The sequence below is a fragment of the Nonomuraea typhae genome, assembly GCF_009760925.1.
Classification (GTDB): Bacteria; Actinomycetota; Actinomycetes; order Streptosporangiales; family Streptosporangiaceae; genus Nonomuraea; species Nonomuraea typhae.
The window spans coordinates 56909-78442 of record NZ_VRLV01000014.1 but is presented as its reverse complement, the minus strand read 5'-3'; the positions used below and the strand labels follow the sequence as shown (position 1 = coordinate 78442).

Here is a 21534-nt window from a genome sequence, read left to right as displayed (position 1 = left end):
CGAAAGACGGCTGTCCCGTGCAGGAGTCCCCCAGTAGCGTCCGTAATGCCCGATACCTACCCAAGATCGAGTGGATGATGGACGAAGAGCTCATTCTGTTGAATCCCGGCCCGGCGTGTACCTCGAAGCGGGTCAAGGACGCCCTGCTCCGTGGCGACCTGTGCCACCGCGAGCCGGAGTTCACCGAGCTGCTGTCCCGGATCCGGGAGGCGTTGCCCCGCGTTCTGAACCTCGGCGGCACCCACGAGGCGCTGCTGGTGACGGGGTCCGGCACCGCGGCCATGGAGATGGCGGTCATCAGCTCCGTCCGCGAGGGACGCGGCGTGATCATCGTGAACAACGGCGTTTACGGCGATCGGATGATCAAGATCGCGAAGGCGCACGGGATCCCGTTCCACGAGGTCAGGAGCGACTGGACGGTTCCCGCCGACCCGGCGGCCGTCCGGGCGGCGCTGGCGCGGCACCCGGACGTCGACGCCGTCGTCTGCGTGCACCACGAGACCACGACCGGCCTGATCAACCCGATCAAGGAGATCGGCGAGGCCGTCGCCGGGCACGGCGCGCTGTTCGTGATCGACGCGATCTCCGGCACCGCGATCGAGGACCAGGACCTGGCCGAGGCCCAGGCGGACGTGATCTGCGGCACCGCGAACAAGGGCCTGCACGGGCAGCCGGGCATGTCGTTCATCCTGTGCGGCGACCGCTCGATCGAACGCCTCCAGGAGGTGCCCGAGCGCAGCCTGTACCTCAACGCGGCCGGCTACCTCAAGGGCCAGCGCAAGGGCGACGTGCCGTTCACCCCGGCCGTGCAGGTCTGCTACGCGCTCGACGAGGCGCTGGCGGAGTTCGAGGAGGCGGGCGGGTTCGCGGCGCGCACGCGGCTGTACCGGGAGCGGGCGGCGCTGGTGCGCGGGCAGTTCGCCAGGCTCGGCCTCAAAGTGCTTGTAGATGAACAATTCCGGTCAAACACCGTGACGATGCTTCATCTCCCGGAAAGCGTGACGTACGACGCCCTTCACGACGAGCTCAAAAAGCGTGGCTACGTTGTCTACGCCGGTCAAGGGCAGCTGTCGAAGGACTTCTTCCGGATCTGCACGATGGGGGAGATCCCCTGGCACCGGCTGGAAGCGCTGGAGGACGCGCTCCGCGAATCCATCGAGGCAGCTAGGGGATAACCGACCATGCAGCTCAACCTGCACCGGCTCTGGATCTTCATGACCGTCGTCGAATGCGGTGGCTTCTCGGCCGCCGCGCAAAAGCTCTACCTGAGCCAGCCGTCGGTGTCGCACCAGGTCAGGCAGCTTGAGCAAGGGCTGAGGGCCACCCTGATCGACCGCAGCGGCGCGCGGATCCGGCTCACGCCGGAGGGCGAGGTCATGCTGGAGTACGCCAGGCGCGTGTTCCTGCTGGCCGACGAGGCGGTCGCGGCCATCCGGCAGGTGTCGGGGCTGCAGACGGGCACACTGGTGGCCGGCGGCACCACCACGGTCGGCACCTACCTGCTGCCGCCGCTGCTGGCCGCCTTCCGCGACCGGCATCCGGGCATCGAGATCGGCATCCAGGTCGGCAACGCCCAGCAGGTCGAGCGCGGCCTGGTCGACGGCGAGATCGGCGTGGCCGTCCTGGCGGGCGAGCCGAGCGCCGCGCAACTGGTCAGCGAGCCGATCCTGGAGGACCGCCTCGTCCTCATCACCCACCCCGGGCACAAACTCTCCAGTCACGGTACGGCGGAGCCGGAAGAGCTGGCCGGTGAGCTGTTCCTCATCCGCGAGCCCGGCTCGTCCACCAGGGAGCTCCAGGAGAGGGCACTGGAGACGTGGGGGCTGGAGGCGGCCGGCCGTACCGAGATCTGGGGGCCCGAGACGATCAAGCAGGCCGTCGCGGCGGGGCTGGGCGTCTCGCTGCTGTCGGAGCACTGCGTCGAGCAGGAGCTGGCCGACGGGCGGCTGGCGGCGGTGGCGGTCGCGCCGGTGCCGCAGCCGCGCCCGATCGTGCTGGCCCACCGCCGGGACCGGCTTCTCGGGCCGGCGGAGAAGGCGTTCATCGACATGCTGCGCAATGTCCGCAGCTGGCCGGGGATCAATCGGCTGAGGAGCATTTCTTGAGTGACCACGGGGCGTTGCCCTCCCGCGCCCAGGTTGTGATCATCGGTGGCGGCATCGTCGGCGCCAGCGTGGCCTATCACCTGGCCGAACTGGGCTGGACCGACGTCGTCGTGCTGGAGCAGGGGCAGTTGTCGTGCGGCACCACCTGGCACGCGGCCGGCCTCGTGGGCCAGTTGCGCGGCACCGAGAGCATGACCCGGCTGATCCAGTACAGCACCGACCTGTATGCCCGGCTGGAGGCCGAGACCGGTTTCGGCACCGGCTGGAAGCGGTGCGGCAGCGTGAGCGTGGCCCGCACCGAGGAGCGGATGACGCAGCTCAGGCGCACCGCCGCCCAGGCGCGCAACTACGGCGTCACCGCCGAGATCATCTCCGCCCGCGAGGCCGGGGAACTGTGGCCGGTCATGCGGGTGGACGACGTGGTCGGCGGCGTCTGGCTGCCCGGCGACGGCAAGGCCAACCCGTCCGACCTCACGCAGGCGCTGGTCAGAGGCGCGCAGAGGCGCGGGGTCCGGGTCTTCGAGCGGGTGCGTGTCACCGGCGTGAGCGTCGGGAACGGCGTGGCCACGGGCGTGCTCACCGACCAGGGCGAGATCGAGGCCGCGCACGTGGTCAACTGCGCCGGCCAGTGGGCCAAGGAGATCGGGCGCATGGCCGGGGTGACGGTCCCGCTGCACTCGGCCGAGCACTTCTACGTGGTCACCGAACGGATCGAGGGCGTGCGCCCGGACCTGCCCGTGCTGCGTGACCCGGACGGCTACGCCTACTTCAAGGAGGAGGTCGGCGGCCTGGTCGTGGGCGGCTTCGAGCCGCAGGCCAAGCCGTGGGGGATGGACGGCATCCCGTACCCGTTCGAGTTCCGGCTCCTGGAGGAGGACTGGGACCAGTTCTCGATCATCATGGAGAACGCGATCCACCGCGTCCCGGCCCTGGAGACGACCGGAGTGCGCATGTTCTACAACGGCCCCGAGTCGTTCACGCCGGACAACATGTTCCTGTTGGGGGAGGCGCCGGAGGTGCGCGGCTTCTACGTCGCGGCCGGCTTCAACTCCGCGGGCATCGCCTCGGCGGGCGGCGCCGGTCGCGCGCTGGCCGAGTGGATCGTCAACGGCGCGCCCGCCACCGACCTGTGGCCCGCCGACCTGCGCCGCTTCGCCCGCTGGGCGGACAACGACACGTGGCTGCGCGACCGGGTGAGCGAGACGCTCGGCCTGCACTACGCGATGTCCTGGCCGAACCGCGAGTTGGAGACGGCCCGGCCGCTGCGCCGCTCGCCGGTGCACCACCTGCTCGCCGCCGCGGGCGCGTGTTTCGGCTCGAAGATGGGCTGGGAGCGGGTCAACTACTTCGGTACGGCGGCGCCGTACACCTTTGGCAGACCGGAGTGGCAGCCGCAGGTCGACGCCGAGGTCGCCGCGTGCCGGAACCAGGCGGCGTTGTTCGACCAGACCTCGTTCGCCAAGTTCACGCTCAAGGGCCCGGACGCGGCGGCGGTGCTGCGCTGGTTGTGCACGGCCGAGGTGGACGTGGAGGTGGGCCGGGTGGTGTACACCGGCCTGCTCAACGACCGGGGCGGCTACGAGGCGGACCTGACGGTGACGCGGGTGGCGCACGACGAGTACCTGATCGTGACGGGCTCGGCGCAGGCCACCCGGGACTTCGACCACCTCGCCAAGGGCATCGGGAACAATCGCGCCGTGCTGGTCGACGTCACCAGCGCATATGCCGTCTTCAGCGTCATGGGCCCTAAATCCCGAAAAATCCTGCAAAGCGTGTCGAAGGCGGATTTTGGGGTGTTTCCTTTCGGCACCTCGCGGCTCGTCGACCTCGGCTACGCCACCGTCCGGGCCACCCGGGTCACCTACGTCGGCGAGCTGGGCTGGGAGCTGTACGTGCCCGCCGAGTTCGCGGTCACCATCTACGAGACGCTGCTCGGCACCGGGATCACCCAGGCCGGCTACTACGCCGTCGAGGCCATGCGCATCGAGAAGGGCTACCGCGCCTGGGGTCGCGAGCTCGGTCCCGAGGTCACGCCCGCCGCGGCGGGACTCGGCTTCACCTGCAGGAAGAGCGGCGGCTACCGAGGGGAGGAACACGCGCTCGAGCCCGCCGGCCGCCACGTCGTCTCTATCGTGCTCGACGACCCCGAGGCGCATCTGTGGGGCGGCGAGTCGTTGCTGCACGAGGGCGCGCCGGTCGGCTACGTCACCTCGGCCGCCCACAGCCCGACGCTCGGCGTGGCGGTCGCGCTCGGCTTCGTCACCGGCCCGGCCATCGAGAAGGCGCAGGTGGATATCGCCGGAGGGTTGTACTCTGCCCAGATCAGCCGTAAGGCGCCCTACGATCCCACCTCCTCGAGAGTGAAGGCATGAGCACATCCGAATATGTCCTGACTCTGTCGTGCCCGGACCGGCCCGGTGTCGTCGCCGCGGTCTCCGGACTGCTCGCCGAGCACGGCTGCAACATCAAGGAGAGCCAGCAGTTCGGAGACGAGCGGTTCTTCATGCGGGTCCAGTTCACCTCGCCCATCGGTGAGGACGAGCTCAGGACGGCCTTCGCCGCCCTGGCCCCCGACTTCGCCCTGGAGTTCACGCTGCGCGCCGTGGCCCGCAAGATGCGCGTGCTCATCATGGTCAGCAAGTTCGACCACTGCCTCAACGACCTGCTTTACCGGGTGCGCTCCGGCTCCCTCGACCTCGACGTCGTCGGCGTGGCCTCCAACCACCCCGACCTGCGCCCCCTGACGCAGTCCTACGGCATCGACTACCACCACCTGCCGATCATCCCCGAGACCAAGCCGAAGCAGGAGGCCGAGGTGCTGACGCTGGTCGAGCACTACCAGGCCGAGCTGGTCGTGCTGGCCCGCTACATGCAGGTGCTCTCGGAAGACCTGTGCGAGAAGCTCGCCGGGCGGGCGATCAACATCCACCACTCGTTCCTGCCGTCGTTCAAGGGCGCCAAGCCGTACCACCAGGCGCACGCGCGCGGCGTCAAGCTGATCGGCGCCACCGCGCACTACGTGACCTCCGACCTCGACGAGGGCCCCATCATCGAGCAGGAGGTCGCGCGGGTCAGCCACAGCCACTCCGCCGGCGACCTCGTCCAGATCGGGCGCGACGTCGAGTGCGTGGCGCTGGCGCGGGCGGTGAAGTGGCACGCCGAGCAGCGCGTGCTGCTCCACGGCCACAAGACCATCGTCTTCCCGCGCTAGGGGCGATAGGTCCCGAAGTACCAGAGGTTGCCCTCGGGATCCTTGCAGCCGTACTCGCGCGAGCCGTACGACTGGTCGACCAGCTCCATGGTGATCTCGGCGCCCGCCGCCCTGGCGCGGTCGTGGTGGGCGTCGGGGTCGTCGACGGCGACATAGACGCCGGGGCCGCCGGGCTCACCCCGGCCGATCATGATCATGTCCTCGCCGACCAGCAGCTCCGCGTGGACGACTGAGCCCGAGTCGTCCTTGGAGATCTCGTGCGCGGCGAAGCCGAAGGCGGCGGCCAGGAAGTCGATCCCCGCGGCGGGATCCTGGTAGCGGGCGAGCGCGAAAACCGTGCGTGTCATGCCACCGAGTCTGCCGCGGCCCCCACCTGGGGTCTTGGAAAAATCTGACCGGGCGTCCGCCCGCACATCAGGCGGAAGTCCCGGTTCATGTGCGCCTGGTCGTAGTAGCCGCAGGCCGCCGCCGCCCGCGCGATCGGGACGCCGGAGCGCACCATCGCATGCGCCCGGCCGAACCTGATCACCCGCGCCGCGGCCTTCGGCGCCAGCCCCACCTCGTCGTGGAAACGGGCCACCAGGTGCCGGTGGCTCCAGCCCAGCTCGGCCGCCAGCGCCGCCGCGCCCAGCGCTCCGCCCGACTCCAGCAGCCGCGCCCACGCCCAGTCCACCTCGCGCCGGACGTCCGGCCCGTGCAGGATGCGCTCGGTCAGCATGGCCTCGGCCAGCGCCAGCCGGTCCGCCCACCGCTCCACCTGGCCCAGCCGTTCCGCCCAGCCCGCCAGCAGATCGTCGGCCGGGACGATCAGGTTGGTCAGCTCACGCATCGGCACGCCGTACAACCTGCGCGCCCCGAACGGCGTCAAGAGGGCCTCCACACCCTCGGTCGGCGCGGAGACGCGCGTGGCGGTGTAGCGGTCGGACAGGCCGCCGGTGAAGGAGGTGAACCGGGCGCCGCCCACCTCCATCGGCGCGCCGAAGCCGAAGATGAGCACCGCCCCGGGCATCGCGGACTCCAGCCGCGTCACGGGCCGCGCATAGCGCTCGCGGTAGGCGCACAACACCGTGACGTACGGCCGCAGCGCAGGTCCGGGGACCCGCTCGAGCACGGTCAGGCCGTCCACACTCCGACTATAGGCGGCCCGCCGGCCCGCTCAGAGCCCCGTGTGCCTGGCCAGGAACGTCAGGGTGTCGGACGACAGGTCGATGGTGCGGCTCAGCGAGCGGGCGCCGTGCCCCACCTCCGTCTCGTTGCGCAGCACGATCGGGCCCGTGCCGCTCGTCGCGTGCTGCAGCGCCGCGCACATCTTCCACGCGTGCAGCGGGTGCACGCGGCTGTCCGACTGGAAGACGGTGAAGAGCGTCGCGGGGTACGGCACGCCCTCACGCACCCGGTGATAGGGCGAATAGCCCCACAACCAGCCGAAGCCCTCCGGATCCTCGGCCGAGCCGTACTCCACGTTCCACGTCGCGCCCAGGCCGAACAGCTCATAGCGCACCATGTCGAGCAGCGGCGCCGAGCAGACCACGGCCGCGAACAGCTCGGGGCGCTGGGTCAGCGCCGCGCCGACGAGCAGGCCGCCGTTGGAGCCGCCGGAGATGCCGAGCCGGTCGGCGGTGGTGACGCCGGTGGCGATCAGGTGCTCGGCGGCGGCGTGGAAGTCGTCGAAGACGTTCTGCTTGTTGCCGAGCATGCCGTCGCGGTGCCACTGCTCGCCCTCTTCGCCGCCGCCGCGCAGGTTGGCGATGGCGTAGACGCCGCCCGCCTCCACCCAGGCCAGGATCGAGGCCGAGTAGCCGGGCGTCATCGAGATGCCGAAGCCGCCGTAGCCGTTGAGGATCGCCGGGCGCGGCCCGTCGCGGTCCACCGGCTCGATGACCAGCATGCGCACCTCGGTGCCGTCCTTGGAGTGGTAGACGACCTGCGAGGTCTTGACCTGCGGCACCTCCACCGCACCGGGGGAGGCGGCCCACAGCGTGGTCTCGCCGGTGCGGGCGTCGTAGCGCTGGATCGTGGGCGGGGTGGTGTTGTCGGTGTATCCGAACCACGCCTCGTGGCCGCCCTCCGGGCGCTCGGCGATGCCGCCGATCGTGCCCAGTCCAGGCGTCGGCACCTCGCCCAGGCGCTCGCCCGTCGCCAGGTCGTGCACGGTGATCTCGCTGATCGCGTGCCGGGTCCAGCCGACCAGCATGACCGGCCGCTCGTGCTTATGGTCGTGGCCGCTTCGGGGCTCGTTGGCTCCTTCGTCGCTCTCTCCCCCCGGGCTCCTCCACTCCGGATCGTCGAGGATGGCGAAGTCGGACAGCACGGCCTCGTCGTCCTCGGGGATCAGGTCAGTCCACACCTGCGGCTCGGCCGGGTCGGCGACGCAGATCCGGCCGCGCGGCGCGTCGCGGTCCGTGTGCACGTACAGGCGGCCGTCGCGGCCGAAGTGCAGCCCGGTCTGCGCGTCCACGCCCTCCTGGACCGCGACCAGCTCCGGGTCGTCGATCGGGGAGGACTCCAGATCGGCGACCCACACGTCGTTGCGCGGCGCCGTACCCTCGTGCGAGGACACCTGCAGCCAGCGGCCGTCACGCGAGACCGAGACGCCGTAGTAGTTCGTCATCTTCAGCCCCTCACCGAAGATCATCACGTCGTCCTCGGTGGACGTGCCGATCCGGTGCAGGTAGACCCGGCGGTGATACTGCCGCTCGTTCTCCGGGACCTCCGTGCTCGGCAGACGGCGCACGTAGTAGAACGCCTCGCCCCCGGGCAGCCACGCGATCGGGGCGTAGCGGCAGCGGTCGATCGGGCCCTCCAGGCGGCGGCCGGTCGCCACGTCGATCACGTAGAGCACCGACTCCTCGTCACCGCCCACCGAGATCTGGTAGGCGAGCAGGCGGCCCTCCTTGTCCGGCTGCACCGCGTCCAGCGTGGTCAGCCCGGAAGGGTCGATCGCCATCGGGTCGATCAGCGCCCGCTCGGTGCCGTCCGGATCGACCACGTAGTAGACCGCGTGCTCCTGGCCGGGCAGGCGCCGGGAGAAGAAATACCGTTCGCCACGCCACGCCGGAACGCCCACGGAGCCCGACTGCAGCAGCTCCTCAATCCGCTCCCGGAACCGCTGCGGCTTCACCTGCTCCCTGAACAGCGCCTCCTGCCCCAGCAGCCAGCCCTTCGTCTCCGGGCCGTCCGGATCCTCCAGCCATCGATACGGGTCCGGAACGGGGGTACCGTGGAGGTCATCAACAAGGTCTTCGCGGCGTGCTGTCGGGTACATGGCTTGACCCTACCGGCGGGGCGTAAAGCGCAGGTGATCCGGGCATAAAACACACCGTGCGTCCCTCTAGTTCGTTAACGGGTGGCGGGATGTGCGCATTTGACGACAGACTTGGGCAGTGGGCGGCGCCGTGGTGACCATCCGTCGGGCCGTCCGGCGGAGGTCCACGTGACGGAAGCATCAGTGCCCCAGGAGGGGCCGCCAGCCGGGACATGCCACGGCATGTCCCCTTTGATACGCGCCCTGCGGGGAGAGTCCCCGTGATGCGCCAAGTCCTGCTACTGAACGCCACCTACGAGCCGCTGACCACGCTCTCGCTCCACCGGGCCATCATCCTGGTGCTGAGAGAGAAGGCGGACGTCGTCCACCGGGACGGCCGGGGGGCCGTGCTCCGTTCGGCCAGCCGTACGCTCGACGTCCCGTCCGTGATCAGGCTCAGGAGATATGTCCGAATCCCGTACAGGTCCCGTATCCCCCTGACCCGGGCGGCGCTCATGCGGCGCGATGACTACCGGTGCGCCTACTGCGGTCAGAAGGCGGAGACCATCGACCACGTCATCCCGCGTTCGCGGGGTGGCACGCACACCTGGGAGAACTGCGTCGCCTCGTGCACGCCGTGCAACCACCGCAAGGCGGACAAGTTCCTTGAGGAACTCGGGTGGTCGCTACGCGTCTCCCCGGCGGTGCCACGGGGCGCCCACTGGCGGCTCATCGGCGCTTCCATGGTCGGCGACCCCCAGTGGGCGCCCTACTTGGAGGCCGCCGCCTGACGTAACCCCTTTGAAGCCACATGCCACGACCTGCGAAGATCGCGGCATGTGGTCTTTCACCGCGGACATCACGGCCTTCCCCGAGGCCGCGACCGCCTTCCTGCTCGGCGACCCCATCGGCAACACCGTCCCCCTCACGGTCATGGCCGCCGTACGCGCCGGAATGGCCACGGACGGCGCCTACTACGGCTGGTGGACCGTCGACGGCCAGGTCCGCGGCGCCGCCTTCCGCACCCCGCCCGCCCCGCTCGGCCTGGCCGTGATGCCCGCGCAAGCCGTCACCGAACTCGCCGCCGCCCTGGCCGGCCGCCCCACCCCCGAAGTGATGGGCCCGCGCGCCCTCGTCACCGCCTTCACCACCGCCCGCGGCGCCACCCTCACCCGGACCGTCGAGGAGCGCCTGTATCGCCTGGGCGCCCTCGCCCACCCCGCGGTCCCCGGCACCGCCCGCCGCGCGGGCCCCGGCGACCTGCCGCTGCTGGTCAGCTGGTTCCAGTCCTGCGGTCAGGAGATCGGCCTCAACGCCGACCACGAGGACCCCACCGACCGCGTCGCCCGCAGGATCGCCTCCGGCGACATCCACCTGTGGATCGCCGACGGGGCTCCCGTCTCCTTCGCCGCCCTGTCCACGGCCGTCGGCGGCGTCAGCCGCATCGGCCCCGTCTACACCCCGCCGTCCTGCCGCCGACGGGGGTACGGCGCCGCCGTGACGGCCCACGCCAGCCGGTGCGGCCTCGACGAACGGGCCAAGGAGATCGTCCTGTTCACCGACCTGGCCAACCCCACGAGCAACGCGATCTACCAGTCCATCGGCTACGTCCCCCACGCGGACTACGCCCACGTCACCTACGCGGCCTAACCTAGGGGCATGCCGCGTTATGACTTCCGCTGCCGCGCCTGCGGCGCCACGTTCGAGGTGTCCCGCCCCATGTCCGCCTCCGACGACCCCGCCACCTGCCCGCACGGACACGAGGACACGGTCAAGCTGCTGTCCACGGTCGCGATGACCGGCGGGGCCGCCGCGCCGCGCGGCGGTGGCGGCGGGGGTGGGTGCTGCGGGGGCGGGTGCTGCGGCGGCTGACGCCCGGGTCAGGGTACGGCGGCACTGTATCGGTAGAGCCGTGCCCGGCTGACCGGCGCTTTGCCGGTACGGCGGCGCGTCATCGGTGGAGCCGTGCCCGGCTGACCGGCGCTTTGCCGGTACGGCGGTGCGTCATCGGTGGAGCGGTGCCCGGCTGACCGGAGCCTTGCCGGTACGGCGGTGCGCTATCGGTAGGCCGGTGCCCGGTTGACCGGGGCGGCGGCCTTGATCAGCGCCGCGGCCGGAGCCTCCTCGCGCGACAGCGCCTTGACCACCACGCGGGCGACGTCCTCGACCGTCTCCACACCCGTTCCCATGGCCGGGCTGCGCTCCGACAGAACGGCCAGCAGGAAGTCGTGCCCGCCGGTCTGCAGGCGGCCGACACTGTTGATCGTCCACAGGCCGCCGTGCGCGCCGGCGGGCAACCAGCCGTTCTTGAGCGCGACCTGACCGTCGCCCGCCGCCGCGCTCACCCCCCACGCCTGATCCCGCGTCACCGTGGACATCAGGCCGAGCACGAAGCGCCGGTTCGCGGCGTTGACCGGCCCGTCCGGGTCGGTGAGCCGATCCAGCACCTTCACCTGGTCCGCCGGACGGCTGAGCGTCGTGCCCCAGGACGACCGCGGCCACGTGTGCCGGATCCGCAACCGGCGCAGCACCCCGGTCATCCCCTGCACACCGCCGACGGCCTGGTAGAGCTCGTGGGCGCAGTCGTTGTCGCTGTAGCGGATCATCTTGGCGGCCAGCTGCCGCTCGTCCTTGGTCAGCCGCCTGCCCGCGTCCTGCGTCTTGAGGACCAGGGCCAGCAGGATGTCCACCTTGGCGACACTGGCCAGCAGGAACGGCTCGCGGTCCGGGTAGACGTACCGCGTTCCGGTGCTCCGGTCATACACGGCCACCGACGCCCGCCCCGGCCGCTCGCCCAGATACCGCTTCAACGTCCGATCCAGCCGCTGCCGCCGCTCCTCGGGCAACGGCTCGCGCACCGCCTCATCCGAGGCCACCGCCTCCCGGGGTATCGCCGGCTCCAGCGAAAGGACCAGCACCGTGCCCATGGGCGGCTCGTATCCGGCGCCCGCCTGCAAGGCGACATCCGCCACGGCCGGCACCGCGGAGCCCGGCCCCGGCACGGCTCGTGACATCCCGGCGGCCACATCGGCACAGGCGGACACGGTGACCGCCAGGGCGGCGATGAGCGAGATCCCCCGAACGCGCATGAGCGCGAGCCTGCCAGCCACCCCGCCAACGACCAGGGGCAGAACAGGTTAGCCCACAGTCAAGATTTCCATCCCAACCCGCGACGCCCCCGGCCCCCGACTCACGACGCCTCCGACCCGCGAGGGCCTGGGGTCCCACGGGCCGCCCTCGAGCCCGCTCGGCTCCGGTTCCACGGGCCGCCACCGGTCCGCCCGGCGCAGATTCCGCGGGCCGCCCGCCCAGTCCCGCACTCCGACCAGGCCCTTACCGGCACGGTTCCACGCACCGGGCCGCGCGGGCTCCCTCCGGTCCGTCCCGGCCCGGAGGTTGAAACGGCGCCAGATCTCGCCGGGCTCGAACCTGCTGCCCACGTCGGCGCCACGACTGGCGCGGATCCGCAGCCCAGAGCCACAGCTGATGTGGATCTGCAGCCCAGGGCCACGGCTGGTGTGGATCCGCGGCCGAGGGCAAGGGGGGTGTGGATCCGTGTTGGCCCGGGCGGTTGGCCGTGCGGATCCGGTAGACACCTAGGGGCGCACCATGCCCGGCCGGCCGCAGCCCGGCGCCGCGCGAACCCTCAGGCCACCGCAGGCCCGGGTCCCCGCCCGGACGGCAGGTCTGAGCGGTGGCGGGTTGAGCGGGCGTGCCCCCTGACCCCGTTGTCCGCGGGGGCACGCGGTCCTGGTTAGGCCACCTTGCGGCGTTGGAAGGGCAGGAACCGGTCGGCCAGGTGGGGCCGGGCCGGGGTGAGCGTGGGTTCGACGGCGAGGACGCGGTCGAAGCGGAACGCCCGGATGGCCCGGCGCATCCGGCACACGCCCACGAGGTACCAGTACTCCCGGTGCACCAGACAGGTCACCGGCTCCACATTGCGGACCGTGATGTGGCCGCCGGCGTCCTGGTAGTGCAGCCGGATCATGAGGCGGCTGGTGATGGCGTCGGCGATGGTCCGGGCGCGCGAGGCCACGTCGGCGGGCATGGGCTCGGTGAGGGTCGCCAGGGTGGTGGCGATGACGTCGTCGTCGAGGTCGAGGTGTTCGAAGGTGTTGCGCAGGCCGCGCCGGGCGGTGACGGCTTGCGGGCCGGCTCCCAGGTGGGCGAGGGAGAGGGCGAGAGCGGCGATTTCGGCGGTCGTCAGCGGGCGAGTGTGAGCCTTCACATCAATACCCATACCCAGAGAGTAGCCTTCGCCACCGACATTTTTCGAAAGCGTGTGCGGGATCGAGGGGGCTGAGGGGCCCTGGGTGACGGGTGCCACGGGAGGGGCTGACGCGGTGCCGTAACGGCGGGTACCACGTCCGACGTGAGAAGCGATCCCGCCGACCTGCGCCCGCCGGCGTCGGCGGGTGGCGGTAGGCGGGCTGTGCCGTACAAGGGGCTACGTCCACACCCAGAAGGGGCTGCGTCCGCACCCAGAAGCAGCTATATCCACCCCTTGCGGGTGGCGGCTACGCCGGCGGCGAAGCGGGTTTCGGCGCCCAGGGCGTGCATGGCGACGGCGATGTGGCGGCGGACGGTGCGGACGCTGATGCCGGCCTCGTGGGCGATCTGCTCGTCCGTCTTGCCCGCGGCGAGCTGGAGGACCACGCGGCGCTGGGCGCGGGTCAGGGGGATGTCCTCGCCCTCGGTGTCCACCGAGTCCCGCCACATCAGGTCGAACCAGTCGGCCAGCATGCGCAGCAGGTCCGGTGAGGTGACCAGGAGGGCGGGCAGGCCGGTGGCGGCGGCGGCGACCAGGGCCTGGGCGTCGTCCACGAGGATCATCTTGGTGGGGATCTCGCGGCGCATGCGCACCGTTTCGCCTGCTACGGCCGAGTCGCTCATCAGGCGCCTGCCCCACGGGACGCTGCTGTAGGCGGCGTCGTACAGGCCCAGGTAGCGGGCGCCGGCCTCCAGCGCGGCGGGCGGGGGGAGTAGCAGGCGGTGCGGGGTGGGCTCGGTCTCGAAGGCGACGGTGAAGGCGGCGCGGACCAGGCGGGTACCGGCGGCGTAGAGTTCCACGGCCTTGGCGGCGGCTTCGGCCATGGTGGGAATGACCTGGATGCCGCTGATCTGGGTGGTCTCCTGGTGGTCCTCGTGGGCGCCCAGCCTGCCCACCAAGGTGCGCCAGCCGGTGGCCAGGCGGGCCTGGCGGCCGACGAGTTCGGCGTGTTCGCGGTCGATGAGCAGGCGCAGCGCGGCGGCGGTGCCGATCGGCCTGAGCAGCGCGTCGCCCTCGCCGCCGCGGAAGGCCACGCCCATGGTCAGCAGTTCCTGGGTCTCCGGCGCGTCCTCGTCGACGTCCACGTCCAGCTCTAGCGCACCACTGACGGTGAGCCGGTCGTAGAGCGCCTGCGCCTGCGGGCTCACCAGCCCGGCGAGGCTGTTCTCCGCCATCTGACCCTCCTCGTGGGGCGGGGCTCAGCCCGGCCCGCGCCGTTGTCGAAACCACAGCATGACCGCCTTCCTCGGCGCTGTGTGGAAATTCCTGACATTCAGTGGCGGGGATGGTCAAGAAGGCACACAGCTCGCAGGGCTTCAGGAACCCGCGGCGAGGCCGGACCCGTGGTCGCGGATGAGGCTCGCGACTGGGTGGCCGTGGTCGTGTGGGGCCTGCTTCTGGATGGGGCCTGCGTCTGGATGGGGCCTGTGGTCGAGTGGGCCTGTGGTGATGGGCGGGTGGTCGTGCCTTGTGGGTGGACGGGGTGTTGTGGGTGGATGGTTCGTGGGGTTGGGGCCTGTGGTCGGGTGGGGTCAGCGGCGGGCGGTGGCCTGTTCGCCCAGGGCGGCGATGCCGTACAGGAGGCCACCGGCCAGGTCTCCGACGCTGAACGCGGTCGCCATCGACATCGCCGTCAGCCTGCAGGCGCTGTCGGGCAGCCGGTTCCTGGCGCTCTCCCCGGTGACGATCTCCAGGGCGCGTCCCTCGACGTCCACGAGCACGAGGACGCCGGTGTCGGCGTCGAGGCCGAGCGCCGCGTGCAGGCGTTCGGCGAAGTGGCGCCGGCCGCCGACGGGTTTGCCGAGGAAGACGCTGAAGCGCAGGCCGCTGCGCCGCTCGGCCAGGAGGAGGGCCTGCCGTAAGTCATCGGACTGGGCCGCGGTCAGCATGCGCATCGTCTCTCACCATCCTGCCGTCGCTCCGCCAACGCGCCGTCCGGGTTCCGCGGTCTCGGCCGCCGCCACCCAGTCGATCTCGGGTGCGGGCGCCCAGCGCGCGGTCCGGTCGGCCAGCACCAGATCGGAGGTGCTGACGCCGTGCTCGCTTCTGGACGGCCCGCCCAGCCAGACGGGTCCCTCCGCCGTCCTGCGCGCCGAGCCGCGTCCCGGGACCAGCACCAGCAGGCTGATCAGCACGAAGACGCCGAATGAGGTGCCGAGGAGGAAGCCGAGGATCTGCCACGCGCTGCTCACACCAAGACCGTAATCCGCCATCGGTCGCCCGGCCAGACCTCATATGAGAGAGTCAGGAACCAAGATCCCCGACCAGAGGTCAGGACGACTGTGGATACCCCCGATGCGATCGGTCGTTACCCGGTTGAGCGGACACTCGGCACCGGTGCGTTCGCGTCCGTGTGGCTGGCCCGGGACGACCGGCTGGATTCCTACGTGGCCATCAAGGTCCTGGCCGAGAACTGGGCGGCCGAGACGGACGTGCGTGAGCGGTTCGTCAAGGAGGCCAGGTTGCTGCGCCAGGCGGATTCGCCGCACATCGTCCAGGTGCACGACATCGGCGAGCTTCCCGATGGCCGGCCGTACTTCGTCATGACATATGCGGATATGGGGACGCTTTCTGGTCGGCTCCTCGAGGGGCCGATGCCCGTCAAGCGGGCGCTTGAGCTGCTCGGCGAGGTCGCCGAGGGGGTGGGCGAACTCCACCGGCTCGGCGTGGTGCACCGCGACCTCAAGCCGTCGAACGTGCTGATGCGCTCGATGACCGGCGGCGGCGAGCGGGCGATGGTGGCCGATCTGGGCGTCGCCCGGGCGCTGGCAGACGCCACCGTTCACACGATCGCCGCGGGCACGCCGGGCTACATGGCGCCGGAGCAGATGCGCCTGGACGGCGCGCCCGACGAGCGCGCGGACGTGCACGGGCTGGGCGCCCTCGCCTATCACATGCTGACGGGCGAGGTTCCGGGCTCGGGTGCGGTACGGCTGGCACCGCGCAGGTTGCGTGGGGAGGTGCCGGAACGGGTCAGCGCGGCGATCATGAAGGCCATCGACCCGGAGCCGGAGCGGCGCTGGCAGAGCGTGGCCGAGTTCGGGCGGGTGCTGCGTGAGGAGGCGCTCGGCTCAGGACCGGGCGGAGAACCGGCCTCGGGCGAGCTCCAGGCTCCGGGCGAACCGCAGGATTCGGGCGGGCAGCAGGCTTCCGGTGGGCTGCAGGATTCGGGTGAACTGCAAGCTCCGGGCAAGGTGCGGGATTCAGGTGAGCTGCAGGGGGAGCCGCCTGCCGCGGGCGGGTCCAAGTGGCGGCTGGTGCCGGTCTGGGTGCTGGCGACTCTGGGCGGGATCCTGGTGGCGGGCGTGGCCGGGGCGGTGCTGCTCTTACGCGCGGGCGCCCCGCCCGACGTGCCGACCATGGGCCCCTCGGCCAGCCCGACGGTCACGGGCGGCAACGACCTGCGCCCCGACGCCCCGGTGCCGCGGCAGTATCGCGACCTCATCGTCCAGGCGGGCACCTGGTGCGACAACATCCCGGGGCTGTCGCCGGCCCTGATCGCCGCGATGCTCAAGGTCGAGAGCGACTTCGACCCGAACCTCAACGACCCCGGGAAGGACGAGTACGGCATCGCCCGCTGGACCCCCCGAGTGCTGCACTACTGGCAACCCGGCGGCAGATCCAAGCCCGAGCCGAAGCCGCCCTTCAGCCCGGAGCTGTCCATCCCGTCCATGGGCCGCTTCTTCTGCACCCTCGGCCACCAGATCTCCTCGCTCCCGGGCGACCCGGCGGCCAACCTCGTGGGCCTGTATCGCACCAGCGTCAATGCGATGCTGCGCGACCAGGGCATTCCCCGTCCCGTGCGCCCCCACGTGGAAGCGGTCATGAAATATCGGGACGAGTACCGGATCCGCTAGGCAGCAACCTCAGATCGGCATCGGTCACCAGGTTGAACCGCAACGCCAGGTTGATCAGGGCGGCACGCTGCCAGTCGGCCTTGCCCGCGTCCTCGGCCTGCTTGACCCGCAGCTTCGTCCTGGCCAGGTAGTCGATGTGGAAGTTGACCCCGCTCCTGGTCAGCCCGTGGCCCGCCAGGCGCTCGATGAGCTGGGGCACCGTCGGCACGACCGTGCTGGACGGGTCCCTGAGGCGCGGCTCGCACAGCGCCACCAGGATGAGGAAGTACTTCGAGCTGCGATCCAGCGGGAACACGCCCATCGTGGTCGCCCCCGAGGCGGCCGCCGTCGCGGTCTTGCCGTACACGTGCTCGGGGGCGAAGACGAGGAAGCCGGTCGTGCCGTGCTCGGCGGGCAGGATCACCCGCGAGAACTCGAAGGGCACCGGCATGCCCATGCGCTGCGGCGGCACCTTGACGAACTCGCCGCCGCCCTCGGGGTTCTCGACCACGTAGGTGCGGTCGGCGGTGAGGTTGCTGATCAGCCAGTAGTCGTCGACGGCCGTGATGCGCCCCGCCAGGCGGGACACGGCCCGGTCGGCGATGACGATGTCCACGGGGACGTCGTCGGCGCCGCGCCCGAAGGTGGCGGATTCACCGGGGTTCAGCTCGGCCGCCACGGCCGTGTCGGTCTGGATGAGCACGGTGCGCATGGCCATGGTTGTACGTTCTCGCCCTCTCGTCTGCCATCTGTAAGGTTTCAGGGGTTACCAGATATCGGGCCGGCGGTCGCCCCAGAAGCCGCCTTTGTACGCCTCGATCTGGGCCGACAACGAGATGAGCGTGCCCTCGCCGCCGATGCGCCCGGCCAGCATGACGCCGATCGGCAGGCCGTCCTCGGTCCAGTACAGGGGCAGGTTCACCGCGGGCTGCCCGGAGACGTTGTAGATCGGCGGGAAGGCGGCGAAGCGCTTCATCCGCTCGAAGGTCAGCTCGGGGTCGTCGCCCTCCTCGAACCAGCCGACCGGCCGCGGCGGCTGGGTCACGGTCGGCGTGAGCACGGCGTCGTAGGCGTTGGTGACCTGGAGCGCGGCGCGGGTGGCCAGTTGCAGCGCCGCCTGCGCCTGGAGGAAGGCCGGCGCCGGGGTGGCGAAGCCGCGCTCGCGCAGCCAGGCGGTGAGCGGGCGCAGCCGCGCGATCTGGTCGTCGGCGACCGGATGCATGCATGCGAAGGCATACCAGAGCGTGACGAACTGCGGCACCAGCTCCGGCCCGAAGGGCGGGTCGATGTCGACGACCTCGTGCCCGAGCGCCGTCAGCGTCTTGGCCGACTCCTCGTAGGCGGCCAGCACCTCGGGATCCAGCTCCGCCTCGGGTACGGCCGGCGTGGCGTAACGGGCGATGCGCAGCTTGCCCGGCTGCCGGGTGGCGTACTCCAGGAAGGTGCCCTCGTGCGGCGGCGCGAGATACAGGTCGCCCGGGTTGTTGTGGGCCATGACGTCGAGCAGCGCCGCGGCGTCGGCGACGTTCCTGGCGATCGGCCCGTTCGTGGACATCCCCGCGAGGTCCGGGATGATCGGGGCGAAGCTGATGCGGCCACGGGTGGGCTTGATGCCGTACAGGCCGCAGACGGAGGAGGGGATGCGGATCGAGCCGGCGCCGTCGCTGCCCTGTGCCAGGGGCGCCAGCCCGGCGGCCACCGCCGCGGCCGCGCCGCCGCTGGACCCGCCGGCCGAGCGGGTGAGGTCCCACGGGCTGCGGGCGGGCGGTGACAGATATGTCTCGGTGTAGCAAGGGAGGCCGAACTCCGGTGTCGCCGTCTTGCCGAGCATGACGGTGCCCGCCGCGCTCATCCGCTCGACCACGCTGTCGTCCACGGGCGCGACAAAGCCCTGGTAGGCGGCGGATCCAAACATGATCGGCACGTTCTTGACCAAGTTCAGATCCTTGACCGGGACCGGCACTCCGGCCAGCGGGCCGCCGGGCAGGTCACGTTCCAGGGCCGCCGCCTGAGCGAGCGCCCGCTCGGCGGTGACGGTGACGTAGGCGCCTATTTCGGCGTTACGACGCTCGATGCGATCGAGGTAAAAACGCGTCAGCTCGACCGGTGAGAGGTCGCCGTCCCTGATCGCTTTGCCCTGGTCAAGAGCGGATAGTTCATGAAGTTCGCTCACACTACCGAACAGTAGGGATCTCTAGCGGGGGATGTAATAGATACCCGGAAATCGGACGTGGAACACGATGACCTGGGCCATAAAACTATGGACGCCCTAACACTAGGAAACCAGTCGATCAGCAAGCTACCGTGAGTTACGTGGACTCCGACCTCCAGCGAGAAGACGGTCACAATACGTCACCGATCTGGGTGAGTGACAGGCCGGAAGACGAGGGCAGGGCGGCTGCGCAGCCGCCCAAGGCGACGCCCGCGTCGACGTATGCCCCGGTTGAGCGGGCCTCGGTCCGGGTGCTGCTCGGGCAGCCCCGCTATCGCCGCCTGCGAAATCGCGCGCTGGTGGCCACCGTCGTCGGCGTGGTGGTGGGCATCCTCGTCATGGACTGGCGGGTCGGCGTCACCGCCGCGATCGCCGCGGCCATCGCCGACACCGTCTACCGCGCCAGGTCCGCCTCGTCCGTGCCCGCCTGGCGGCGCGCCTCCGTCGCGGAGCGCCGCACCGAAGGCCAGCTCAAGCGCCTCGAACGCAGCGGCTACCGCACCCTCCACGCCCGCGCGATCCCCGGCAGCGAGGCCCAGATCGACCATCTGGTCATCGGCCCCACCGGTGTGTATGCGGTCGACTCGGAGAAGTGGGACAAACGCCTGCCGGTCCGGGTCCAGATGGGCAAGAAGCTCTTCCACGGGCCCTTCGACATGAAGGCCAGGCTCGCCGAGGCCAAGATGGAGGCCACGCAGGCCAGCGAGCTGATCAGCAAGGCGTACGGCCGCGAGGTCTCCGTCGTGCCGTCCCTGGCGATCTACGGGCCGCCGGTGCCGTGGAAGATCATGACCATCCGCGGCGTGGACGTCTACGAGGGCGCCCGGGCGCGCAGGTGGATCACCAAGCGGGAGCACGCGCTCACCGAGCAGGAGATCAACCGCCTGTACGAGATCGCCGAGAGCGTCCTGCCGCCCCGCTACGGCGACGCCTGATCCTTCCGGTACGGCCGGCGGTTCCTGAGCCGTTCCGCCAGTGTGTCGAGGTCCTCGGCCAGTTCCGCGCTGGCCGGGACGCCCTCCGGCGGCACCCTGGACAACATCGCGCTGCCGAACCCCGCCACGATCACCGCCTGGTTGACCAGCTCGTCCACGTCCGGCCACGGGAAGCCGGGCTGGGCCAGGACGAGCGCGACACACCCGTGCACCGCCGACCACAGCGTGAGCGCCAGCCGTTCCGGGTCGCCGCGCAGGATGCCGGACTCGACGCAGCGTTCCACGACCGCCACCATGTGCCGGAAACACTCCGTCGCCGCCTGGGCCGGCCCCTCCGGTGTGCTGCGCATGAGCAGGACCCGGTACTGCACCGGATGCGTCAGCGCGAACCGCGCATAGGCCCGCCCGCACCGCCCGAGCGCCACGAACGGGTCGCCGCCCGCGTTCTCCCGGAACAGGCGGCCCAGTTCGTCCCACACCCGGAGGCAGACCGTCTCCAGCAGCGCCTCCTTGTCGGCGAAGTGGAGGTAGACCGAGGGCGTGGAGATGCCGGCCCGGGCGGCCACGGCGCGGATCGTGAGCGCGTCCTCGCTGCCGTGCTCGGCCAGCAGGTCCTCGGCCGCCCGCAGGATCTCCTCCCGCAGCAGCGCGCCTTCTCCCCGTCGTGCTCTGGTCCTGGTCGTGCTGGTCATGCACATCACATTGACGCCGTTAGGTTAACGCTGTCAACCTGACGTTATGGCGATATTTCGTGATGCGACCGCTGTGACCCCGCGGGGAGACGGCTACGCCGCCACCCTCGACCCCGAGTGGGCCGTGGCCGACAAGCTCCACGGCGGCTACCTGCTGGCCGTCCTCGCCCGTGCCGCCGTGGCGGACGCGGGCGCCGCCCACCCTCATGTGACCGCGGCCGGCGGCGCCTTCCTCGAAGCCCCCAGCCCCGGCCACGCCGACCTGAGCGTCACCCGCCTGCGCGTGGGCAGATCCGTCGCCCAGGTCCGCGTGGAGCTGTCGCAGGAGGGCAGGCCCCGTGTCTCCGCCTTGATCGCGCTGGGCCGGTTGGACGAGTCCGACCCCTGGTGGACCGCCTCGGAGCCGGTGGACCTCCCGCCGGAGCAGGACTGCTTCCCGGTCCCGGTCCAGCCGCCGGGCGCCCCGTTCCCGGTGCCGCTCATGGGGGTGATCGAGGAGCGGATCCATCCCGGGCACCTGGCCTTCGCCTTCGGCCAGCCGTCCAAGAAGGGCGTCATCGCCACCTGGCAGCGTCTCGGCGACGGCTCGGACTGGGACCCGCTCAGCCTGCTCGTCGCCCTGGACCCCGTCCCGCCGGTGACGTTCGACCTCGGGGTGCCGGGCTGGATGCCGACGATCCAGCTCAGCGCCTACATCCGCCGCCTGCCCGCGCCCGGGCCGGTCCGCGTGCGGCTGGCCGCCACCGACGTCGGCGGCGACCGCATCGACCAGGTCGCGCACGTGTGGGATGACAAGGGCCGCCTGGTGGCGCAGTCCACCCAGCTCGCCGCGGTCCGCCTGCCTGCCGCCTGAGTACTCGGTGGCGGTATCGTGAAGGGGCCGGTCCCGGACCAGGGGGCCGTCTCCGACCCGCAGCGCGGTCATGTGACCCCATGGCGCCACGCGTGGATCCCGGCTCCGTCCGTCCCGGACTCTGGACAACCGTCTCAGTAATCGGGCGATAGCCGTACCATGTGAAGACTCACAAG

Annotated in this window: 21 protein-coding genes; 10 read left to right on the top strand and 11 right to left on the bottom strand. The window is 71.0% G+C overall.

The window, feature by feature from the left end; translation table 11 throughout:
- Positions 1–74 precede the first annotated feature (74 nt).
- From FVE25_RS39535 to purU, 4 genes are read left to right on the top strand one after another with little or no spacing between them, the layout of a single operon-like run.
- Positions 75–1175: a pyridoxal-phosphate-dependent aminotransferase family protein gene (locus tag FVE25_RS39535; RefSeq protein WP_157252628.1), complete on the top strand. Its 1101-nt coding sequence runs from the start codon at positions 75–77 to the stop codon at positions 1173–1175.
- 6 nt (positions 1176–1181) lie between these two features.
- Positions 1182–2105 (top strand): LysR family transcriptional regulator, encoded by a 924-nt coding sequence (locus tag FVE25_RS39530; RefSeq protein ID WP_157252627.1) that lies wholly within the window; start codon positions 1182–1184, stop codon positions 2103–2105.
- The gene (locus FVE25_RS39525; RefSeq protein ID WP_157252626.1) at positions 2102–4477 is read left to right on the top strand and encodes a GcvT family protein; all 2376 of its coding nucleotides are present in this window, start codon (positions 2102–2104) and stop codon (positions 4475–4477) included. The genes FVE25_RS39530 and FVE25_RS39525 overlap by 4 nt, the downstream gene beginning before the upstream one ends.
- Positions 4474–5316 carry a formyltetrahydrofolate deformylase gene (gene purU, locus FVE25_RS39520; protein ID WP_157252625.1) on the top strand — a complete coding sequence of 281 codons (843 nt, stop codon included), beginning with the start codon at positions 4474–4476 and terminating at the stop codon, positions 5314–5316. Before FVE25_RS39525 ends, purU begins: the two co-directional genes overlap by 4 nt.
- Here the strand turns inward: purU and FVE25_RS39515 are convergent.
- From FVE25_RS39515 to FVE25_RS39505, 3 genes are read right to left on the bottom strand one after another with little or no spacing between them, the layout of a single operon-like run.
- A complete protein-coding gene (locus tag FVE25_RS39515) occupies positions 5313–5663 on the bottom strand; it encodes a VOC family protein (RefSeq protein WP_157252624.1) in 351 nt (116 codons plus the stop codon). The two genes, purU and FVE25_RS39515, sit on opposite strands and share 4 nt — an antisense overlap.
- Entirely contained in the window at positions 5660–6442 is a 783-nt protein-coding gene (locus FVE25_RS39510; protein WP_157252623.1) for a helix-turn-helix domain-containing protein, read from the bottom strand. The genes FVE25_RS39515 and FVE25_RS39510 overlap by 4 nt, the downstream gene beginning before the upstream one ends.
- A 30-nt stretch (positions 6443–6472) precedes the next feature.
- The gene (locus FVE25_RS39505) at positions 6473–8581 is read right to left on the bottom strand and encodes a prolyl oligopeptidase family serine peptidase (protein WP_157252622.1); all 2109 of its coding nucleotides are present in this window, start codon (positions 8579–8581) and stop codon (positions 6473–6475) included.
- A gap of 263 nt (positions 8582–8844) precedes the next feature.
- Here FVE25_RS39505 and FVE25_RS39500 point away from each other — a divergent pair, with 263 nt between their 5' ends.
- Genes FVE25_RS39500 through FVE25_RS39490 form a run of 3 tightly spaced genes read left to right on the top strand, consistent with a single transcriptional unit; the run spans position 8845 to position 10432 of the window.
- On the top strand, positions 8845–9351 hold the full coding sequence (locus tag FVE25_RS39500) for an HNH endonuclease (RefSeq protein ID WP_157252798.1): 507 nt from the start codon (positions 8845–8847) through the stop codon (positions 9349–9351).
- 46 nt (positions 9352–9397) lie between these two features.
- Complete coding sequence (locus FVE25_RS39495; protein WP_157252621.1) at positions 9398–10210, top strand: GNAT family N-acetyltransferase; 813 nt, start codon at positions 9398–9400, stop codon at positions 10208–10210.
- Between the two features lie 9 nt (positions 10211–10219).
- Positions 10220–10432 (top strand): FmdB family zinc ribbon protein, encoded by a 213-nt coding sequence (locus FVE25_RS39490; protein WP_157252620.1) that lies wholly within the window; start codon positions 10220–10222, stop codon positions 10430–10432.
- A 185-nt stretch (positions 10433–10617) separates the two neighbouring features.
- Here FVE25_RS39490 and FVE25_RS39485 read toward each other — a convergent pair whose 3' ends face one another.
- From FVE25_RS39485 to FVE25_RS39465, 5 genes are all read right to left on the bottom strand, one after another.
- Positions 10618–11649: a serine hydrolase gene (locus FVE25_RS39485; protein WP_157252619.1), complete on the bottom strand. Its 1032-nt coding sequence runs from the start codon at positions 11647–11649 to the stop codon at positions 10618–10620.
- A 665-nt stretch (positions 11650–12314) separates the two neighbouring features.
- Positions 12315–12788 carry a helix-turn-helix transcriptional regulator gene (locus FVE25_RS39480; protein WP_157252618.1) on the bottom strand — a complete coding sequence of 158 codons (474 nt, stop codon included), beginning with the start codon at positions 12786–12788 and terminating at the stop codon, positions 12315–12317.
- 263 nt (positions 12789–13051) lie between these two features.
- Positions 13052–14005 (bottom strand): helix-turn-helix transcriptional regulator, encoded by a 954-nt coding sequence (locus FVE25_RS39475; RefSeq protein WP_157252617.1) that lies wholly within the window; start codon positions 14003–14005, stop codon positions 13052–13054.
- 357 nt (positions 14006–14362) lie between these two features.
- Positions 14363–14725, bottom strand: coding sequence for a TPM domain-containing protein (locus FVE25_RS39470; protein ID WP_157252616.1), 363 nt, complete (start codon positions 14723–14725; stop codon positions 14363–14365).
- Between the two features lie 6 nt (positions 14726–14731).
- The gene (locus FVE25_RS39465; RefSeq protein WP_157252615.1) at positions 14732–15022 is read right to left on the bottom strand and encodes a hypothetical protein; all 291 of its coding nucleotides are present in this window, start codon (positions 15020–15022) and stop codon (positions 14732–14734) included.
- A 90-nt stretch (positions 15023–15112) separates the two neighbouring features.
- Between FVE25_RS39465 and FVE25_RS39460 the strand changes: the two genes are divergently transcribed.
- Complete coding sequence (locus FVE25_RS39460; RefSeq protein ID WP_157252614.1) at positions 15113–16687, top strand: serine/threonine-protein kinase; 1575 nt, start codon at positions 15113–15115, stop codon at positions 16685–16687.
- Here FVE25_RS39460 and FVE25_RS39455 read toward each other — a convergent pair.
- A complete protein-coding gene (locus FVE25_RS39455; protein WP_157252613.1) occupies positions 16653–17378 on the bottom strand; it encodes an FHA domain-containing protein in 726 nt (241 codons plus the stop codon). The two genes, FVE25_RS39460 and FVE25_RS39455, sit on opposite strands and share 35 nt — an antisense overlap.
- Before the next feature lie 54 nt (positions 17379–17432).
- Positions 17433–18839 carry an amidase gene (locus FVE25_RS39450; protein WP_157252612.1) on the bottom strand — a complete coding sequence of 469 codons (1407 nt, stop codon included), beginning with the start codon at positions 18837–18839 and terminating at the stop codon, positions 17433–17435.
- A 191-nt stretch (positions 18840–19030) separates the two neighbouring features.
- Between FVE25_RS39450 and FVE25_RS39445 the strand changes: the two genes are divergently transcribed.
- Positions 19031–19813, top strand: a complete 783-nt coding sequence (locus tag FVE25_RS39445; RefSeq protein WP_246268148.1) for a nuclease-related domain-containing protein — start codon at positions 19031–19033, stop codon at positions 19811–19813.
- Here the strand turns inward: FVE25_RS39445 and FVE25_RS39440 are convergent.
- Entirely contained in the window at positions 19798–20505 is a 708-nt protein-coding gene (locus FVE25_RS39440; protein WP_157252610.1) for a TetR/AcrR family transcriptional regulator, read from the bottom strand. The two genes, FVE25_RS39445 and FVE25_RS39440, sit on opposite strands and share 16 nt — an antisense overlap.
- 73 nt (positions 20506–20578) lie before the next feature.
- Between FVE25_RS39440 and FVE25_RS39435 the strand changes: the two genes are divergently transcribed.
- Complete coding sequence (locus FVE25_RS39435) at positions 20579–21358, top strand: thioesterase family protein (RefSeq protein WP_246268146.1); 780 nt, start codon at positions 20579–20581, stop codon at positions 21356–21358.
- Positions 21359–21534: the final 176 nt, after the last annotated feature.

What these genes read in the sequence shown, in the direction of transcription:
- FVE25_RS39440 (WP_157252610.1), bottom strand. Translation starts at nt 20,505, where the DNA reads ATGACCAGCACGACCAGGACCAGAGCACGACGGGGAGAAGGCGCGCTG.
- FVE25_RS39515 (WP_157252624.1), bottom strand. Translation starts at nt 5,663, where the DNA reads ATGACACGCACGGTTTTCGCGCTCGCCCGCTACCAGGATCCCGCCGCG.
- FVE25_RS39535 (WP_157252628.1), top strand. Translation starts at nt 75, where the DNA reads ATGATGGACGAAGAGCTCATTCTGTTGAATCCCGGCCCGGCGTGTACC.
- FVE25_RS39490 (WP_157252620.1), top strand. Translation starts at nt 10,220, where the DNA reads ATGCCGCGTTATGACTTCCGCTGCCGCGCCTGCGGCGCCACGTTCGAG.
- FVE25_RS39470 (WP_157252616.1), bottom strand. Translation starts at nt 14,725, where the DNA reads ATGCGCATGCTGACCGCGGCCCAGTCCGATGACTTACGGCAGGCCCTC.
- FVE25_RS39475 (WP_157252617.1), bottom strand. Translation starts at nt 14,005, where the DNA reads ATGGCGGAGAACAGCCTCGCCGGGCTGGTGAGCCCGCAGGCGCAGGCG.
- purU (WP_157252625.1), top strand. Translation starts at nt 4,474, where the DNA reads ATGAGCACATCCGAATATGTCCTGACTCTGTCGTGCCCGGACCGGCCC.
- FVE25_RS39500 (WP_157252798.1), top strand. Translation starts at nt 8,845, where the DNA reads ATGCGCCAAGTCCTGCTACTGAACGCCACCTACGAGCCGCTGACCACG.
- FVE25_RS39505 (WP_157252622.1), bottom strand. Translation starts at nt 8,581, where the DNA reads ATGTACCCGACAGCACGCCGCGAAGACCTTGTTGATGACCTCCACGGT.
- FVE25_RS39455 (WP_157252613.1), bottom strand. Translation starts at nt 17,378, where the DNA reads ATGCGCACCGTGCTCATCCAGACCGACACGGCCGTGGCGGCCGAGCTG.
- FVE25_RS39485 (WP_157252619.1), bottom strand. Translation starts at nt 11,649, where the DNA reads ATGCGCGTTCGGGGGATCTCGCTCATCGCCGCCCTGGCGGTCACCGTG.
- FVE25_RS39495 (WP_157252621.1), top strand. Translation starts at nt 9,398, where the DNA reads ATGTGGTCTTTCACCGCGGACATCACGGCCTTCCCCGAGGCCGCGACC.
- FVE25_RS39530 (WP_157252627.1), top strand. Translation starts at nt 1,182, where the DNA reads ATGCAGCTCAACCTGCACCGGCTCTGGATCTTCATGACCGTCGTCGAA.